Source organism: Streptomyces sp. MAI_2237, assembly GCF_054189285.1.
In genome coordinates this window covers 431,945-449,942 of sequence record NZ_JAJPGQ010000001.1, presented here as the reverse complement: position 1 = coordinate 449,942, position 17,998 = coordinate 431,945, and the positions used below count along the sequence as shown (strand labels likewise).

At 70.4% G+C, this 17,998-nt stretch carries 12 protein-coding genes; 4 read left to right on the top strand and 8 right to left on the bottom strand.

Annotated elements, in window-relative coordinates; all coding sequences use genetic code 11:
• Positions 1 to 59: 59 nt before the first annotated feature.
• Positions 60 to 1,289, top strand: coding sequence for a cysteine--1-D-myo-inosityl 2-amino-2-deoxy-alpha-D-glucopyranoside ligase (gene mshC / locus LN251_RS02095; RefSeq protein ID WP_458242818.1), 1,230 nt, complete (start codon positions 60 to 62; stop codon positions 1,287 to 1,289).
• A 65-nt stretch (positions 1,290 to 1,354) separates the two neighbouring features.
• Here mshC and LN251_RS02090 read toward each other — a convergent pair whose 3' ends face one another.
• The 8 genes from LN251_RS02090 to LN251_RS02055 form a co-directional block, all read right to left on the bottom strand.
• The gene (locus tag LN251_RS02090; RefSeq protein WP_458242817.1) at positions 1,355 to 1,999 is read right to left on the bottom strand and encodes a hypothetical protein; all 645 of its coding nucleotides are present in this window, start codon (positions 1,997 to 1,999) and stop codon (positions 1,355 to 1,357) included.
• A 46-nt stretch (positions 2,000 to 2,045) separates the two neighbouring features.
• The gene (locus LN251_RS02085; protein WP_458242816.1) at positions 2,046 to 3,770 is read right to left on the bottom strand and encodes a S8 family peptidase; all 1,725 of its coding nucleotides are present in this window, start codon (positions 3,768 to 3,770) and stop codon (positions 2,046 to 2,048) included.
• A gap of 234 nt (positions 3,771 to 4,004) precedes the next feature.
• A complete protein-coding gene (locus LN251_RS02080; RefSeq protein ID WP_458242815.1) occupies positions 4,005 to 4,910 on the bottom strand; it encodes a PAC2 family protein in 906 nt (301 codons plus the stop codon).
• Positions 4,911 to 5,076: 166 nt separating this feature from the next.
• Positions 5,077 to 5,748 carry a FadR/GntR family transcriptional regulator gene (locus tag LN251_RS02075; RefSeq protein WP_458242814.1) on the bottom strand — a complete coding sequence of 224 codons (672 nt, stop codon included), beginning with the start codon at positions 5,746 to 5,748 and terminating at the stop codon, positions 5,077 to 5,079.
• A 251-nt stretch (positions 5,749 to 5,999) separates the two neighbouring features.
• Positions 6,000 to 7,616, bottom strand: coding sequence for an FAD-dependent oxidoreductase (locus LN251_RS02070; protein ID WP_458242813.1), 1,617 nt, complete (start codon positions 7,614 to 7,616; stop codon positions 6,000 to 6,002).
• A gap of 48 nt (positions 7,617 to 7,664) precedes the next feature.
• Complete coding sequence (gene glpK, locus LN251_RS02065) at positions 7,665 to 9,203, bottom strand: glycerol kinase GlpK (RefSeq protein ID WP_058926319.1); 1,539 nt, start codon at positions 9,201 to 9,203, stop codon at positions 7,665 to 7,667.
• 49 nt (positions 9,204 to 9,252) lie between these two features.
• The gene (locus LN251_RS02060; protein ID WP_399899615.1) at positions 9,253 to 10,047 is read right to left on the bottom strand and encodes an MIP/aquaporin family protein; all 795 of its coding nucleotides are present in this window, start codon (positions 10,045 to 10,047) and stop codon (positions 9,253 to 9,255) included.
• A gap of 365 nt (positions 10,048 to 10,412) precedes the next feature.
• Positions 10,413 to 11,186, bottom strand: a complete 774-nt coding sequence (locus tag LN251_RS02055) for an IclR family transcriptional regulator (RefSeq protein WP_058926321.1) — start codon at positions 11,184 to 11,186, stop codon at positions 10,413 to 10,415.
• Positions 11,187 to 11,472: 286 nt separating this feature from the next.
• Here LN251_RS02055 and metH point away from each other — a divergent pair, with 286 nt between their 5' ends.
• The 3 genes from metH to LN251_RS02040 all read left to right on the top strand — a co-directional run bounded on the left by metH (position 11,473) and on the right by LN251_RS02040 (position 17,960).
• On the top strand, positions 11,473 to 14,988 hold the full coding sequence (gene metH, locus LN251_RS02050; protein ID WP_458242812.1) for a methionine synthase: 3,516 nt from the start codon (positions 11,473 to 11,475) through the stop codon (positions 14,986 to 14,988).
• A 231-nt stretch (positions 14,989 to 15,219) separates the two neighbouring features.
• A complete protein-coding gene (locus LN251_RS02045) occupies positions 15,220 to 15,918 on the top strand; it encodes an HAD family hydrolase (RefSeq protein WP_458242811.1) in 699 nt (232 codons plus the stop codon).
• A 437-nt stretch (positions 15,919 to 16,355) separates the two neighbouring features.
• A complete protein-coding gene (locus tag LN251_RS02040; RefSeq protein ID WP_458242810.1) occupies positions 16,356 to 17,960 on the top strand; it encodes an ABC transporter substrate-binding protein in 1,605 nt (534 codons plus the stop codon).
• Positions 17,961 to 17,998 lie beyond the last annotated feature (38 nt).

The window sequence follows — 17,998 nt, the reverse complement described above, 5'->3', positions numbered from 1 at the left end:
CCGGCCATCCGGCCCGGTCCGGTTCGTATACGGAACATCCGTCCGGTTAGGCTCATGACATGCATGCCTGGCCCGCTTCCGAGGTCCCCGCCCTGCCTGGTCAGGGCCGCGACCTGAGGATCCACGACACCGCGACCGGCGGCCTCGTCACCCTCGACCCCGGTCCCGTCGCCCGTATCTACGTCTGCGGCATCACCCCGTACGACGCCACCCACATGGGGCACGCGGCGACCTACAACGCGTTCGACCTCGTTCAGCGCGTGTGGCTCGACACCAAGCGGCAGGTCCACTACGTCCAGAACGTCACCGACGTTGACGATCCGCTGCTGGAGCGCGCGCAGCGGGACGACGTCGACTGGGTGGCCCTCGCCGAGAAGGAGACCGCCCTCTTCCGCGAGGACATGACCGCCTTGCGGATGCTGCCGCCGCAGCACTACATCGGCGCGGTCGAGGCGATACCGGGCATCGTGCCGCTCGTGGAGCGGCTGCGGGAGGCGGGCGCCGCCTACGAACTCGAGGGCGACGTCTACTTCTCCGTCGAGTCGGACCCGAACTTCGGCAAGGTCTCCGGCCTGGACGCGGCCGCCATGCGGCTGCTGTCCGCCGAGCGCGGCGGCGACCCGGACCGTCCGGGCAAGAAGAACCCCCTCGACCCGATGCTGTGGATGGCCGCCCGCGAGGGCGAGCCCAGCTGGGACGGCGGCTCCCTCGGCCGCGGGCGCCCCGGCTGGCACATCGAGTGCGTCGCCATCGCCCTGGACCACCTCGGCATGACCTTCGACGTCCAGGGAGGCGGCTCCGACCTCGCCTTCCCGCACCACGAGATGGGCGCCTCCCACGCCCAGGTGCTCACCGGCGAGTTCCCGATGGCCAAGGCGTACGTCCACGCCGGCATGGTCGCCCTCGACGGCGAGAAGATGTCGAAGTCCAAGGGCAACCTGGTCTTCGTGTCGCAGTTGCGCCGCGACGGCGTCGACCCCGCCGCGATCCGGCTCTCCCTGCTGGCCCACCACTACCGCTCCGACTGGGAGTGGACCGACCAGGTGCTCCAGGACGCGGTGGACCGGCTCGGCCGGTGGCGCGCGGCAGTCTCCCGGCCCGACGGGCCGCCCGCCGAGGCCCTCGTCGAGGAGATCCGCGAGGCCCTCGCGAACGACCTGGACGCCCCGGCCGCGCTCGCCGCGGTCGACCGCTGGGCGGCGCTCCAGGACGAACAGGGCGGCACGGACATCGGCTCCCCCGGCGTGGTGTCCCGGGCCGTCGACGCGCTGCTGGGCGTGGCCCTGTAGGCAGTCGTACGAGAGGGGCGCCTCCCCCGCAGGGGAGGCGCCCCTCGTGCGCTGTGCGGGCCGCGTCAGATCCGCTGGATCCGTACGCTGCGCAGGATGTTCGGGGACTGCGTGTCCCAAACGCCGATCACCTGGTGACCGAGGGCGAAGGCCTCCTGGATCTGCTGGTGCAGCTGCGGAACGGGGTTGTTCAGGACCCGGAACTGACCGTTGATGCGCAGGTAGACCTGCTGCGGCTGGCCCTGCAGCGGCTGCGGGATGTCGACGAAGCCGTTCGCCACGCCGGAGGCGAGCGCCTGCGCCTGGACCTGCTGGACCACCGACTGCGCGAGCTGCGCCAGCTGCTGCTGGGTCTGCTGCTCCTGCTGCCGCGCCTGCTGGTCCTGCTGCTGCATCTGCTGCATGTGCTGGCCCTGTTGCTGTCCGAACGGCTGCTGTTGCTGCTGCCCGAGCTGCTCCAGCAGCTGGTGGAAGGGCGGCTGCTGGCCCAGCTGCTGCAGCTGCGGCATCATGCCGGCGCCCGGCCAGCCGGCGGACTGCTGCTGCCCGAACGGCTGTTGCTGTGCGAACGGCTGCTGCTGGCCGTAGCCCTGCTGCTGACCGAGGTTCTGCTGCTCGAAGTTCTGCTGCTCGTAGGGCGAGGTGCTGGGGAACGCCTGGCCGTGGCGGCCCTGCTGTTCCATGTGGCCCATCTGCGGGGTGATGCTCATACGGATGTCACCTTCCCTTGATGTGAGGCCTTGCCTTGCCGGACCGTCAGCCGGTGACCACCAGGCCGACGATCTCGTCGTCCGAGAACCACACCCGGACGTCGGGCCGTCCCCCCGCGAACGCGGCGTGCACCGCCTGGCGGATCTCGGGGGACGGACGATTGAGGTTGCGCCAGGCGCCGCCCACGAACAGGCGCAGCCTGGGCGGGAGTTCACGCGGGTAGGGCAGCAACTCGTCCCAGTACCGCTCGGCGCGGCCCGAGCCGATCGCCTGCGGCAGCAGATGGGTGACGGCCGCCCTGATGTCGGGCCGGCTGCCGATCCGCTGGGAGGCGGGGCGGCCCGGCGCGTCCTGCTGCGCGGAGCCGGTGGCCCGCAGCACCAGCCGGGCCCGCTCCGGGGACATCGGTGGCTGGCCGGCGGCCTTGAGCATGCCCTGCAGCGCGGCCAGCGCGCCGACCACCACCGGGGAGGCGGAGGAGGTCCCGGAGAACGTGTCCGTGTACCAGGCGATCTCCTCGGGTCCGCCCTGCAGATCGCCGGGCCGGTCCCAGGAGCCGCCGGTCGTCGTCACCTCGCGGCCCCAGCCCTGCGCGTCCAGCCGGGCGCCGTAGTTCGAGAACGCCAGCCGGGAGCGGTCCGGGCCGTGGTCGCGGCCGTGTGAGCCGGGCGGTGGCGCGCCCGCGCCGACGAGGACGGCGCAGGAGGACGGGTGGGAGGAGTTGAACGGGTTGCGCCACCACTCGGGGAATTCGTCCGGGCGGCGCTCGTAGAGAGCCTCGTCGAGCGACTCGCCGCCGTTGCCCGCCGCCTCGACGACGAGGACACCCTTGGCGGTGGCGTACCGGATGGCCGCGAAGTCGTCCGGCCACCATTCGAGGGCGATGTAGCCGCGCTGGTCGTCGCGCTCGGCGTACTCGAACCTCGGCCCCGGGCGGTGCAGTTCGACCAGGACCACGTCACCGGGGCCGAGCCGGTCGGCCGCCGCGTGGATCGCCGCCGCCGTGCCGATGCCCTGGAAGGAGGCGGCCGCGGTCACCGCGTCGGGCACGATGCCGTTCACCCCGAACTCGCCCCGGTCGCCGCCGATCACGCCGATGACCGCGGTGCCGTGGTTGCGCCACGCGAGGTCGGTCAGGGGAGTGCCGACCACGACGCCGGCCAGCTTGGCGGCCAGGTCCTCATGGCCCAACTGCCAAGCGCCCTCGACGTCGATGACCGTCACCCCCTGACCGGTCCCACCGGGGCGCTGCCAGGCCCAGTGGGCGTCTACCCCCTCGGGGGCGGGGCGCAGATAGCCCTGCCGGCCGCTGAAGTCCGGCGTGGCCGGGGCGCCTTCCTTCAACCGGCCGCTGTCGCCGGTGACGGTGGCCGGCACCGCGCCCGGTTTCACGTACGCCGTCTCGATCCCCGGCAGCGCCGCGATCCGTGAGCGCAGCTCCTGGGCGCGGCTCTCGCCGCCGCGCACCCGGTAGAACAGCGCGAGGTCGGGCACGTTCTGCTCACCCGGCGGGGCGGAGGACTGCTGGAGCCGTTCCTCGCTGCCGAACAGCGGCTCCAGCGTGAGCTGTTCGTCGCCGAGGAACATCTCGAGCGCGGAGAGGTCGGCGCCGGCCGCCGAGCGCACGCCCTCGGGCCGGGCACGCAGCCGGGCCTCGGGGCGGGCGACGACGATCAGTTCGTGCTCGGCTCCGTGATAGGTGAATCCCGCTCCGTCGGGGCCCGGCCCGGAGGCTCCCGGGCCCTGCGCCGGCTGTACCTGGTCGCTCATCGCTGCCGCTCCCTTCGGTCCGCGCGGGTGCGCCTTCGCTGCACAACCAAGCACTTCGACGGCGAGGCGTCCAGACCGTTTTCACCAACTTCGTTTGAAACAAGTTGAATTGGGTAACGTGTGCAATCCGTCCGGAAAATGATGTCACGCATCAATCCGGCCAAAGCTCACGGATGGTCCGGGGGAGCCGGAAACGGAGGAGGGGCGGTGCGCCCGGCGCACCGCCCCTCTCGGTCACTCCTCGGAGGAATCGTCGTCCTCCCCGCCGGGTTTCGGCGGAGTCGTCGGCGGTTTCGTGTGCCCGTCCCGCCGCCGCAGATACCGCTCGAACTCCCGGGCGATCGCCTCGCCGGACGCCTCCGGCAGCTCCGCGGTGTCCCGGGCCTCCTCCAGCGACTGCACGTACTCGGCGACCTCGCTGTCCTCCGCGGCCAACTGGTCCACTCCCACCTGCCAGGCGCGCGCGTCCTCGGGCAGCTCGCCCAGCGGGATGCGCACGTCGATCAGGTCCTCCAGCCGGTTCAGCAGCGCCAACGTCGCCTTGGGGTTGGGCGGCTGCGACACGTAGTGCGGCACGGCCGCCCACAGGCTGACCGCCGGCACGCCCGCGTGTGTGCAGGCCTCCTGGAGGACGCCGACGATGCCCGTGGGGCCCTCGTACTTGGTCTCCTCCAGGTCCATCCGCCGAGCCAGGTCGGCGTCGGACGTCGTTCCGCTGATCGGGACCGGCCGGGTGTGCGGGGTGTCGCCCAGCAGGGCGCCGAGGACGACGACCAGCTCCACGCCCAGCTCGTGCGCGAAGCCCAGCAGTTCGTTGCAGAACGAACGCCACCGCATCGACGGCTCGATGCCCCGCACCAGCACGAGGTCGCGCGGCTTGTCGCCGCCCACCCGCACCACCGACAACCTTGTCGTCGGCCATGTGATCTTGCGTACTCCCGCGTCCATCCACACCGTGGGGCGGTTCACCTGGAAGTCGTAGTAGTCCTCGGCGTCGAGCGCCGCGAACACCTCGCCCTTCCACTCCCTGTCCAGATGCGCGACCGCGGCGGAGGCGGCGTCACCGGCATCGTTCCAGCCCTCGAACGCGGCCACCATGACCGGGTCGATCAGCTCGGGAACCCCCTCGAGCTCGATCACCCAGTGCCTCCTTCCGACGTGCCCTCGCTTGACCCACCAACCTTACGGCGTTCCGCGGGGGCGCCCGCAGCCCCCTTGCACGGGGGAGTGAACGGATCACTGCCCCGTACGGACCCCCCGGACACCCAAGATCGCCACCCCGGGCCACTCCTCGGCGGCAGGCCGCTCACAGCGACGACCGCAGCCACTGCTCCACGCTCGCGATGTGCACCGTCGCCCAGGACCGCGCCGCCTCCGCGTCCCGGTCCCGCAGGGCCGACAGGATCGCCCGGTGCTCGCGCAGGGTGCGGCTGACGGCGTCCTCCTGGGTCAGACCGCGCCAGATCCGGGCCCGGGTGGTGGGGCCCGACAGGCCGTCCAGCAGGGAGCACAGCACCGAGTTGCCCGAGCTCTGCACGATGCCCCGGTGGAAGTCGAGGTCGCAGGCGACCAGTTCCTCCACCGACGGGGCGTCCCCGAGCCGGTCCAACTGGGCCGAGAGCGCGTCCAGTTGCTGCTCGCTGATCCGGGAGGCCGCCATCGCCGTCGCGGCCGGTTCCAGGATGCGGCGCACCGCCAGGAACTCCAGGACGGTGTCGTCGCGGTGGAAGTCCACGACGAAGCTCAGCGCCTCCAGCAGCAGTTGGGGGTCCAGGCTCGTCACATAGGTGCCGTCGCCCTGCCGCACGTCCAGGATCCGGATCAGCGACAGGGCGCGGACGGCCTCGCGCAGGGAGTTGCGGGACAGGCCCAGCTCGGAGGCGAGTTCGCTCTCCTTGGGCAGCCGGTCGCCCGGGCCCAGCGCCCCGGAGACGATCATGCCCTTGATCTTCTCGATCGCCTCGTCGGTGACTGCCATGACCGGCCTCCCTCTCGCCCCATCCCTGTCGCCGCACCCTGCCGAGACGTCGGATGTCCAGGCTCATTATGGTGCCGGACCGGACACCGGCCTCCAGATCGGCGATCAGGGCCCCGGGGCGCGTGGCCCGCACGCGAAAGGGGCGGCTCCGTCGGCAGGGAGCCGCCCCTCTCACCGGGTTCCGGCGCCCCGGGGAGAGGGCCCGTTCCCGTCCGTGCCGGCCCCCGGTCGGGTGGAGGGCCGGTGCGCGGTCACTTCCCGTCGAGCAGGTCCTGGACCTTGGCGCGCACCTCGTCCGTGGCCAGGCCCCGGATCGTCAGCGTCGTCCGGCGGCGCAGCACGTCGTCGGGCGTCTCTGCCCACTCGTTGTCCCGGGCGTAGACGACCTGCGCCCAGATCTCCGGGGCGTCCGGGTGGACCCGCCGGCCCAGCTCCGGGTTCTCGTTCGCCAGCCGCGCGATGTCGAAGGCCAGCGAACCGTAGTGCGTGGCCAGGTGCTTGGCGGTGTCGGCGGCCATACGCGGCCCGGGCGCCGGGTTGTCCACCAGCAGCCGGTGCGCGACCGCGCGCGGGTTGGCGACACCGGGCAGCGGCAGCTTCCTGGGCAGGGAGGCGATCGGCTCGAAGTCGTCACCGAGCGGAGCGCCCGGCAGCGCCTCCAGCTTCTGCATGACCGTACGGCCGATGTGCCGGAAGGTCGTCCACTTGCCGCCCGCGACGGACAGCATCCCGCCCCGGCCCTCGGTGACGACCGTCTCGCGCTTGGCCTTGGCGGTGTCGCCGGGGCCGCCCGGCAGCACGCGCAGACCCGCGAACGAGTACGTGATCAGATCTCGGGACAGCTGCTGGTCGCGGACCGAGAACGCGGCCTCGTCGAGGATCTGGGCTATGTCCTTCTCGGTGACCGCGACGTCCGCCGGGTCGCCCTCGAACTCCTCGTCGGTCGTGCCGAGCAGCAGCATGTCCTCCCAGGGGAGGGCGAAGGTGATGCGGTACTTGTCGATGGGGGTCGCCAGCGCGGCCTTCCACGGAGAGGTCCGCTTCAGGACCAGGTGCGCGCCCTTCGACAGCCGGATCGACGGCGCCGCGTTCGGGTCCTCCATCCGGCGCAGGTGGTCGACCCACGGGCCGGTCGCGTTCAGCACCAGACGGGCGTTCACGCCGAACTCGTCGCCCGTCGTACGGTCCTTCAGGTCCGCGCCCGTCACCCGGCCCCGGGTGAACCGCAGCCCGGTCACCTCGGCGTGGTTCAGGACGACGGCGCCCGCCTCGACGGCCGCGCGGACCGTCATCAGCGCCATGCGCGCGTCGTTCATCTGGTCGTCGCCGTAGACGGCGACGGCCTTGAGGTTGTCGGTGCGCAGCTCCGGCACGTCCTGCGCGGCCCGCGCGGGGGACAGCAGGTGGCCTACGCCGTCACCGAACGCGGAGAGCGCGGAGTAGGCGAAGACGCCCGCCCCGAGCTTCGCCGCGCCGTGCGGCCCGCCCTTGTACACGGGGAGGTAGAACGTGAGCGGGTTCGCCAGGTGGGGAGCCACCTGGCGGGAGACCGCACGGCGCTCGAAGTGGTTCTCCGCCACCAGCTTCACCGCGCCGGTCTGCAGGTAGCGCAGACCGCCGTGGAGCAGCTTGGAGGAGGCGGAGGAGGTGGCGCCGGCGAAGTCGCCGGCGTCGACCAGAGCCACCCTGAGGCCGGACTGCGCGGCGTGCCAGGCGGTGGAGATGCCCAGGATGCCGCCGCCGATCACGAGAAGGTCGTACGACGCCTTGGAGAGCTGCTCCCGGGTCTCGGCGCGGCTCGGGTTGGAGCCGGAGGCCGGGTGCGTACCGAGGGCAGGCACGGACTGCAGGGTGGTCTGACTGGTCATGTCGGGTTCTTACTCCTCATCGGAGCCGCGAGCCTTGCGGGGTGCTCGTCAGCTCTCGTCCTCGATCCAGCCCATGGTCCGCTCGACGGCCTTGAGCCAGGTCTTGTACTCACGGTCGCGGGTGTCCGCGTCCATGCGGGGGGTCCACTCGGCGGCCCGGCGCCAGTTGGCGCGCAGGTCGTCGGTGCTGGTCCAGAAGCCGACGGCGAGACCGGCGGCGTAGGCGGCGCCGAGGCAGGTGGTCTCGGCGACCATCGGGCGCACCACGGGGGCGTCCAGGAAGTCCGAGAGGGTCTGCATCAGCAGGTTGTTGGAGGTCATGCCGCCGTCGACCTTGAGCGCGGTGAGCTCCACGCCCGAGTCCTTGGTCATGGCGTCCGTGATCTCACGGGTCTGCCAGGCGGTGGCCTCCAGGACGGCGCGGGCCAGGTGCGCCTTGGTGACGTACCGGGTCAGGCCGGCGATCACACCGCGGGCGTCGGAGCGCCAGTGCGGGGCGAACAGACCGGAGAAGGCCGGCACGAAGTAGGCGCCGCCGTTGTCCTCGACGGAGAGCGCGAGCGTCTCGATCTCGGCGGCGGTGGAGATCAGGCCCATCTGGTCGCGCATCCACTGCACCAGCGAACCGGTGACGGCGATCGAGCCCTCTAGGGCGTAGACCGGGGCGTCGTCGCCGATGCGGTAGCCGACGGTGGTGAGCAGACCGGAGTACGAGTTGATGATCTTCTCACCGGTGTTCATGAGCATGAACGTGCCGGTGCCGTACGTCGACTTGGCCTCGCCCTCGGAGAAGCAGGTCTGGCCGAACAGGGCCGCCTGCTGGTCGCCGAGCGCCGAGGCGACCGGGATGCCGCCGAGCAGCTCGCCCAGCTTGCCGCCCGTGATCTCGCCGTAGACCTCGGCGGAGGAGCGGATCTCGGGCAGCATCGCCAGCGGCACGCCGATGGACTCGGCGATCTTCTCGTCCCACTCCAGCGTGTGCAGGTTCATCAGCATGGTGCGGGAGGCGTTGGTGACGTCGGTGTAGTGCTTGCCGCCGTCGACACCACCGGTCAGGTTCCAGATGACCCAGGTGTCCATGGTGCCGAACAGGATGTCGCCGCGCTCGGCGCGCTCGCGCAGGCCCTCGACGTTGTCGAGCAGCCAGCGGGCCTTCGGGCCGGCGAAGTAGGAGGCGAGGGGGAGACCCGTCTCGCGGCGGAAGCGGTCCTGGCCGACGTTGCGGCCGAGCTCCTTGCACAGGGCGTCGGTGCGGGTGTCCTGCCAGACGATGGCGTTGTGGACGGGCTCACCGGTGTTCTTGTCCCACAGCAGCGTCGTCTCGCGCTGGTTGGTGATGCCGATGGCCTTGATGTCGTCGCGGGTGATGCCGGCCTTCTGGACGGCTCCGGCGACGACCTCCTGGACGTTGGTCCAGATCTCGTTGGCGTCGTGCTCGACCCAGCCCGGCTTCGGGAAGATCTGCTCGTGCTCCTTCTGGTCGACGGAGACGATCCGGCCGTCCCGGTCGAAGACGATGCAGCGGCTGGAGGTGGTGCCCTGGTCGATGGCGGCGATGAAGGGGCCGGCGGTGTGCGCGTCGGTCACTGTGTGCTCCTGGGGTTCCGTGAGTTGGGGGAAGGTCTACCGAGTTGCTTTAAGCGAAAGCGACGTTGTAGATGCCTGCAGCGATCGCGCCGCCGATCAGCGGGCCGACCACCGGGATCCAGGCGTAGCCCCAGTCGGAGCCGCCCTTGTTGGGCAGGGGCAGAAGGGCGTGCACGATGCGCGGACCCAGGTCACGGGCCGGGTTGATCGCGTAGCCCGTCGGGCCGCCGAGGGAGAGACCGATCGAGACGACGACGAGCGCGGTGATCAGCGCGCCCAGGGTGCCCAGGCCGTTGCCCTTGTCGTTGAGGCCCTGCGTGAGCACGGCCAGGACCAGCACGATGGTGCCGATGATCTCCGTGGCGAGGTTCTGCCACACGACACGGATCTCCGGACCTGTGGAGAAGACGCCGAGGACCGGGCCCGCGCCCTGCTCCTGCGCCTCCACGGCCTTGGCCGTCGTGGCCTGCGCACCCGGGCCGCCGACGATCTCCTTGTCGGTCAGGTGCGCGTGGAACTGACCGTAGTAGGCGACCCACACCAGGGTCGCGCCGATCGCGGCGCCGAGCAGCTGGCCGGCCCAGTAGACCGGGACGTTGCTCCAGTCGCCGTCCTTGATGGCGAGCGCGAGCGTCACGGCCGGGTTGAGGTGGGCGCCGGACAGCGGCGCCGAGGTGTAGACGGCCGTCAGCACGGCGAAGCCCCACCCGAAGGTGATGGCGAGCCAGCCGGCGTTGCGCGCCTTGGAGGCCTTCAGCGTGACGGCCGCGCAGACGCCGCCGCCGAGCAGGATGAGTATGGCGGTACCGATGGTCTCGCCGATGAAGATGTCGGAGCTGGACACCCGCGACTCCTTTGTCCTTCGTCCAGGGGACCGAACCCCGGGTCCCTCCGGAGGTTCGAGCTGCCCTCGGGGGTGAGAGCGGTGTCGGCCCTTGGCGTTGTCACACTCTAACGCGTATTGCCGGTAGGTGTTCGACAATGCCGACCGATGGACGGGAGTCTCGCCGCGGCGTCACGTGTGCGTCAAGAGTTCTGTTGTCGAAAGCACGATCGTTACTGATTGCCGTGAGTCGTCGATCTTGCTGGTCAGATGCGTACGGCGGAGTAACAAGCACCCTGCGTACCGGCCGGGTGGTACGTCCGTTGTGTCAGGGTACGGGTGAGACCGGGATGCGCCAGAGGCGTCCCGGTCCTCGAACCGCCGGCTCAGAAGCGCCCGGCTCCCAGATCCCGCGACACGGCGCGGGCGCAGTCCCGCACGGCGGCGATCAGCTCGGGGCGCAGCGCGTCCTTCTCCTCGGCCCGGCACAGCCGTTCCACGGCGCCGGTGATGCCGACCGCGCCGACCGGCATGCGCCGCCGGTCGTGGATGGGCGCGGCGACGGACGCCACGCCCTCCCAGGTCTCCTCGACGTCGGCCGCGTACCCACGCGCGCGCGTGATGTCGAGGATGTGCTCGAAGTCCTCCGCCTCGCACACCGTACGGTCGGTGAACGGCTTGCGGTCGGCCTCCATCGCCTCGCTGTGCGCGACCGGGTCGTAGGCCGACAGGACCTTGCCCAGGGCCGTGGAGTGCAGGGGCTGCATGGCCCCTATCTCCAGCACCTGCCGGCTGTCGTCGGGCCGGAAGACGTGGTGCACGATCAGCACGCCCTGCTGGTGCAGCACCCCGAGGTACACGCTCTCGCCGCTGGAGCGGGCCAGGTCGTCCGTCCACACCAGGGCACGCGCGCGCAGCTCGTGGACGTCCAGATAGGTGGTGCCCAGACGCAGCAGCTCCGCCCCCAGCTGATAGCGCCCGGAGGCCTCGTCCTGCTCGACGAAACCCTCCTGCTGGAGGGTGCGCAGTATGCCGTGGGCGGTGCCCTTGGCGAGACTGAGCGACGAGGCGATGTCCGAGAGGCCGAGCCGCCGCTCGCCGCCCGCGAGCAGCCGCAGCATCGCGGCCGCCCGTTCGAGCGACTGGATGTTCCGTGCCATCGCCGTACTGCCTCCGTCCCCTTCGAACGTCGACGTAACGTCGTCGTTGCCACCGTTCGGCAATGCCGAACACTACCGGTCCATGCCGACCCACCGCTAATACTCGTACGGCACCTGTTGTGTCACACGTCTCCCACCAGGTACCTGTCGGCCATCCCGGTCCGCCTCGTGGACGCCCCGAACGCGCAACGGCCCACCCGGTTACTCTGGCCAGGTGCGCCCACCGCGGAGAGTTCCACGGAACGCGCAAAGCCGACAGCCGTCGCACCATAAGGGAGCCCCTTTCATGGCCTCGTCGCCACCGACCCCTTCCGCCGACAGCCGGGCCCGTGTGTCCGCGCTCCGTGAGGCCCTCGCCACCCGAGTGGTGGTGGCCGACGGAGCCATGGGCACGATGCTCCAGGCCCAGGACCCCACCCTCGAGGACTTCCAGAACCTCGAAGGATGCAACGAGATCCTCAACGTCACCCGGCCGGACATCGTCCGCTCCGTCCACGAGGAGTACTTCGCGGCGGGCGTCGACTGCGTCGAGACGAACACCTTCGGCGCCAACCACACGGCGGCCACCGAGTACGACATCGCCGACCGGGTGCACGAGCTGTCCGAGGCCGGCGCCCGCATCGCCCGCGAGACCGCCGACGAGTTCGCCGCCCGCGACGGCCGCACCCGCTGGGTCCTTGGCTCCATCGGTCCCGGCACCAAGTTGCCCACCCTCGGCCACGTCGGCTACACCACGATCCGCGACGGCTACCAGGCCAACGCCGAGGGCCTGCTCGCCGGCGGCGCGGACGCCCTGATCGTGGAGACCACCCAGGACCTGCTGCAGACCAAGGCCTCGGTCGTCGCCGCCCGCCGCGCCATGGAGGCCACCGGCACCGAGGTGCCCCTGCTGGTGTCGATGGCCTTCGAGACCACCGGCACCATGCTGCTCGGCTCGGAGATCGGCGCCGCCCTGACGGCCCTGGAGCCCCTCGGCATCGACATGATCGGCCTGAACTGCTCGACCGGCCCCGCCGAGATGAGCGAGCACCTGCGCTACCTGGCCCGGCACTCCCGCACACCGCTGCTGTGCATGCCGAACGCCGGACTGCCGATCCTCACCAAGGACGGCGCGCACTTCCCGCTCGACCCCGAGGGCCTCGCGGACGCCCAGGAGACCTTCGTCCGCGACTACGGCCTGAACCTGGTCGGCGGCTGCTGCGGCACGACGCCCGAACACCTGCGCCAGCTCGTGGAGCGCGTCCGCGAGGCCGCACCCGTCGAGCGGACCCCCGAGCCCGAGCCCGGCGCCGCCTCCCTCTACCAGACCGTGCCGTTCCGCCAGGACACCTCCTACCTGGCCATCGGCGAGCGCACCAACGCCAACGGCTCGAAGAAGTTCCGCGAGGCCATGCTGGAGGGCCGCTGGGACGACTGTGTGGAGATGGCCCGCGAGCAGATCCGCGAGGGCGCCCACATGCTGGACCTGTGCGTGGACTACGTCGGCCGCGACGGCGTCGCCGACATGGAGGAACTCGCCGGCCGCTTCGCCACCGCTTCCACCCTGCCGATCGTCCTCGACTCCACCGAGGTCCCCGTCATCCGCGCCGGCCTGGAGAAGCTGGGCGGCCGCGCGGTCATCAACTCCGTCAACTACGAGGACGGCGACGGCCCGGAGTCCCGCTTCGCGCGGGTCACTGAGCTGGCCCAGGAGCACGGCGCCGCGCTGATCGCGCTGACCATCGACGAGGAGGGCCAGGCCCGCACCCCGGAGAAGAAGGTCGAGATCGCCGAGCGGCTCATCGACGACCTCACCGGCAACTGGGGCATCCAGGAGTCGGACATCCTCATCGACACCCTGACCTTCACCATCTGTACCGGTCAGGAGGAGTCCCGCAAGGACGGCCTCGCCACCATCGAGGCGATCCGCGAGCTCAAGCGCCGCCACCCGGACGTGCAGACCACGCTGGGCCTGTCCAACATCTCCTTCGGCCTCAACCCGGCCGCCCGCATCCTGCTGAACTCCGTCTTCCTCGACGAGTGCGTCAAGGCGGGCCTGGACTCGGCGATCGTGCACGCCTCCAAGATCCTGCCCATCGCCCGGTTCAGCGAGGAAGAGGTCACCACCGCCCTCGACCTCATCTACGACCGCCGCAGCGAGGGCTACGACCCGCTGCAGAAGCTCATGCAGCTCTTCGAGGGCGCCACCGCCAAGTCGCTGAAGGCCGGCAAGGCCGAGGAACTGGCCGCCCTGCCGCTGGAGGAGCGCCTCAAGCGCCGCATCATCGACGGCGAGCGCAACGGCCTGGAGGCCGACCTCGACGAGGCCCTCCAGGACCGCCCCGCCCTCGACATCGTCAACGAGACCCTCCTGGACGGCATGAAGGTCGTCGGCGAGCTGTTCGGCTCCGGCCAGATGCAGCTGCCCTTCGTGCTGCAGTCCGCCGAGGTCATGAAGGCCGCCGTCGCCCACCTCGAACCGCACATGGAGAAGTCCGACGCCGAGGGCAAGGGCACCATCGTGCTGGCCACCGTGCGCGGCGACGTGCACGACATCGGCAAGAACCTCGTCGACATCATCCTGTCCAACAACGGCTACAACGTCGTCAACCTCGGCATCAAGCAACCGGTCTCCGCGATCCTGGAGGCCGCCGAGGAACACCGGGCCGACGTCATCGGCATGTCCGGCCTGCTGGTGAAGTCCACGGTGATCATGAAGGAGAACCTGGAGGAGCTCAACCAGCGCGGACTCGCCGCCGACTACCCCGTCATCCTCGGCGGCGCCGCTCTCACCCGCGCCTACGTCGAGCAGGACCTGCACGAGATCTACGAGGGCGAAGTCCGCTACGCCCGCGACGCGTTCGAGGGCCTGCGCCTCATGGACGCCCTCATCGGCGTCAAGCGGGGCGTCCCCGGCGCGGTCCTGCCCGAGCTCAAGCAGCGCCGGGTGCGGGCCACTTCGGCCGTCGAGGTCGAGGAGCGCCCGGAGGAGGGCCACGTCCGCTCCGACGTCGCCACCGACAACCCGATCCCCACCCCGCCGTTCTGGGGCACCCGCGTCATCAAGGGCATCCAGCTCAAGGAGTACGCGTCCTGGCTCGACGAGGGCGCCCTGTTCAAGGGCCAGTGGGGCCTGAAGCAGGCCCGCACCGGCGAGGGGCCGACGTACGAGGAACTCGTCGAGACCGACGGCCGCCCCCGCCTGCGCGGGCTGCTGGACCGGCTGCAGACCGAGAACCTGCTCGAAGCGGCCGTCGTCTACGGCTACTTCCCCTGCGTCTCCAAGGACGACGACCTGATCATCCTGGACGAGCAGGGCAACGAACGCACCCGCTTCACCTTCCCGCGCCAGCGCCGCGGCCGCCGCCTGTGCCTGGCCGACTTCTTCCGCCCGGAGGAAGCCGGGGAGACCGACGTGGTCGGCCTCCAGGTCGTCACCGTCGGCTCCAGGATCGGCGAGCGGACCGCGAAGCTCTTCGAGGCCAACGCCTACCGCGACTACCTCGAACTGCACGGCCTGTCCGTGCAGTTGGCCGAGGCCCTCGCCGAGTACTGGCACGCGCGCGTGCGGTCGGAGCTCGGCTACGCCGGGGAGGACCCCGGCGACATCGAGGACATGTTCGCCCTGAAGTACCGCGGCGCCCGCTTCTCGCTCGGCTACGGAGCGTGCCCGAACCTGGAGGACCGGGCCAAGATCGCCGACCTCCTCGAACCCGAGCGCATCGGAGTCCAGCTGTCCGAGGAGTTCCAGCTGCACCCCGAGCAGTCCACGGACGCCATCGTGATCCACCACCCGGAGGCGAAGTACTTCAACGCCCGCTGAGGAACCGCCCGCGCCGCGAGCGGAAAACCGCCCGTGCCGAGCACGGAGAACCGCCCGTGCCGGGCGCGGAAACGCAGCTCACAGCGCCCCCCGGCGTACAGACGATGTGCCCCGGAGCGCGCCGGATAAACGAGGCGCTTCGGCGCCGGGCGACGTACACTGGTCGGTCCACTGCAGGCCGGTTCCCCGCGCGGGAACCGGCCTGCTCGTCCCCCAAGGAGGTGCGCCCGGATGACAAGCACGGTCCCCGCGCTCGGAACCCGTACGGCCGAAGGCTCAGCACTGCAGGCCGTGCTCCTCGACATGGACGGCACCCTGGTGGACACCGAGGGCTTCTGGTGGGACGTCGAGGTCGAGGTCTTCGCCGCCCTCGGCCACACCCTCGACGACTCCTGGCGCCACGTCGTGGTCGGCGGCCCCATGACCCGCAGCGCGGGGTTCCTGATCGAGGCGACCGGCGCCGACATCAGCCTCGCCGAGCTCACGGTGCGGCTCAACCAGGGCTTCGAGGACCGTATCGACCAGGCCCTGCCCCTGATGCCGGGCGCCGCCCGGCTGCTCGCCGAACTCTACGAGTACGAGGTCCCGACCGCCCTGGTCTCCGCCTCCCACCGGCGCATCATCGACCGGGTGCTGACCTCGCTGGGCTCCCAGCACTTCGCCCTGTCGGTCGCCGGCGACGAGGTGCGGCGCACCAAGCCCCACCCCGACCCGTATCTGCTCGCCGCCGCCGGGCTCGGCGTGGACCCCGCCAGATGTGCCGTCGTCGAGGACACCGCGACCGGCGTCGCGGCGGCCGAGGCGGCCGGCTGCCATGTCGTGGCCGTCCCCTCCGTCGCCCCCATCACCCCCGCCGAGCGGCGGACCGTGGTGAACTCGCTCGAACAGGTCGACCTTGCCTTTCTGCGCGGGCTGATCACCGGCCGATGACGGAAATGCGCCGCCCGTTCACACAGCGTGCGGCGCGGATAGCGCGGCGAATTCCGGTGCGGGCGCGCGAGGGAATTCGAACCCACCCGGACGGCCGAATTCCGGTGGCTCACCCCGTTGTTGATGTGTGAGGTTCACCACGCGCACAGGGGTCGACAGGCTCGGTCCGCTGTGCTGCGCACGCCCTTTCCCGGGCCTGTGACGGGACCTTGTGTCCCGATTGATGGAAAGCTGCACGAATCCTTCCGCTGTCGGGTTTTCGGTGTGTCCACGCCCGGTTTCGCTGCGTGATGGCCCCTCAACTCCGGTGACCGCGAACCTCCCTGCAGGTGCGGACTAATCTCGTCGCGAGAACCGTCGCCCTTACCCCCGTGTGCCGCCGCGACACCCCTGCATGCCGGTTACACGGACCTGAACAGCTCTGGAGAAACACGAGCATGAACCGCAAGACTTTGGTGCTGCCGGCCGTCGTCGGCCTGCTCGCGCCCGTGCTCGCCGCCTGCGGCGGCTCCGACAGCGGCAGCGATGGTGGCAGCGCGATCAAAGTCGGCACCACCGACACCTTCACGGCGACGAAGTCCGCCCCGGCACCCCTGGACCCGGCCTACGCCTACGACGTCGGCACCTGGAACATCCTGCGCCAGACCGTGCAGACCCTGATGATCCAGCCCAAGGGCGAAGGCGACCCGGTGCCCGAGGCCGCCCAGAGCTGCGGCTTCACCGACAGCGGCAACGAGCGCTACGCCTGCACCCTGCGCGACGGCCTGAAGTTCGCCAACGGCGACAAGATCACCGCGGCCGACGTGAAGTACTCCATCGACCGCGCGCGTGCCATCAAGGCCGACTCCGGCGTGTCCGCCCTGCTGAACACCATCGACACCGTCGAGACGCAGGGTGACAACGAGGTCATCTTCCACCTCAAGACCGCCGACGCCACCTTCCCGTACAAGCTGTCGACCCCGGTCGCCGGCATCGTCAACCCCGACGACTACGAGAAGAACAAGCTGCGCGACGGCTTCGACGTCGACGGCTCCGGCCCCTACACCCTGTCGACCGACGTCAAGAACGACGCGATCGTCACCGCCACCTTCACCAAGAACCCCAACTACAAGGGGACGCTGAAGGTCAACAACTCCAAGGTCCAGATGGTGTCCTACACGGACGCCTCGGCCATGGGCGCCGCCCTGGACAAGGGTGACATCGACGTCATGACTCGCACGATGTCGCCGGAGCAGATCCAGAAGCTGTCGAACAGCACCAGCGACAACGAGGACCTGGTCGAGCTGTCCGGCCTGGAGATCCGCTACCTCGCCTTCAACACCGACGCCAAGTCCGTCAAGGACAAGGCCGTCCGGCAGGCGATGGCCCAGCTGATCAACCGCGGCGAACTCGTCTCCAAGGTCTACGGCACCCAGGCCGAGCCGCTGTACTCGCTGGTCCCGGCGAGCATCACGGGCCACTCCAACTCGTTCTTCAACAAGTACGGCGACCCCAGCACCGCCAAGGCCAAGGCCCTGCTGGCCGGCGCCAACATCACCACCCCGGTCAAGCTGACGCTGCACTACACGACCGACCACTACGGGTCGGCCACCGCGAAGGAGTTCAAGATCCTTCAGCAGCAGCTCAACAGCAGCGGCCTGTTCGACGTCAGCATCCAGGGCTCGAAGTGGGACGCCTTCGTCCCCGCCGAGCGCAAGGGCAAGTACGACGTCTGGGGCATGGGCTGGTTCCCCGACTTCCCGGACGCCGACAACTACGTGGCGCCGTTCCTCGACACGGACAACTTCCTGAAGCTGCCGTACAGGAACAGCCGGATCATCAACACCCTGATCCCGGACTCCCGGCGCGAGGCCGACCGCCTCGCCGCCGGCTCCGACATCACCACGATCCAGGACATCGTCGCCGAGGACGTCCCGATCATCCCGCTGTGGCAGGGCAAGCAGTACGTCGCCGCCCGCGACAACGTCACCGGCACCGCATATGCTCTCAACTCCTCCGCGACCCTCCAGCTGTGGGAGCTGGGCCGTGGGGTGAGCGGCTAGTCTCCTTGTGCCCGGGGCCCGGGGACGGCGGCCCCGGG

What these genes read in the sequence shown, in the direction of transcription:
- mshC (WP_458242818.1), top strand. Translation starts at nt 60, where the DNA reads ATGCATGCCTGGCCCGCTTCCGAGGTCCCCGCCCTGCCTGGTCAGGGC.
- LN251_RS02090 (WP_458242817.1), bottom strand. Translation starts at nt 1,999, where the DNA reads ATGAGCATCACCCCGCAGATGGGCCACATGGAACAGCAGGGCCGCCAC.
- LN251_RS02085 (WP_458242816.1), bottom strand. Translation starts at nt 3,770, where the DNA reads ATGAGCGACCAGGTACAGCCGGCGCAGGGCCCGGGAGCCTCCGGGCCG.
- LN251_RS02075 (WP_458242814.1), bottom strand. Translation starts at nt 5,748, where the DNA reads ATGGCAGTCACCGACGAGGCGATCGAGAAGATCAAGGGCATGATCGTC.
- LN251_RS02070 (WP_458242813.1), bottom strand. Translation starts at nt 7,616, where the DNA reads ATGACCAGTCAGACCACCCTGCAGTCCGTGCCTGCCCTCGGTACGCAC.
- LN251_RS02055 (WP_058926321.1), bottom strand. Translation starts at nt 11,186, where the DNA reads ATGGCACGGAACATCCAGTCGCTCGAACGGGCGGCCGCGATGCTGCGG.
- metH (WP_458242812.1), top strand. Translation starts at nt 11,473, where the DNA reads ATGGCCTCGTCGCCACCGACCCCTTCCGCCGACAGCCGGGCCCGTGTG.
- LN251_RS02045 (WP_458242811.1), top strand. Translation starts at nt 15,220, where the DNA reads ATGACAAGCACGGTCCCCGCGCTCGGAACCCGTACGGCCGAAGGCTCA.
- LN251_RS02040 (WP_458242810.1), top strand. Translation starts at nt 16,356, where the DNA reads ATGAACCGCAAGACTTTGGTGCTGCCGGCCGTCGTCGGCCTGCTCGCG.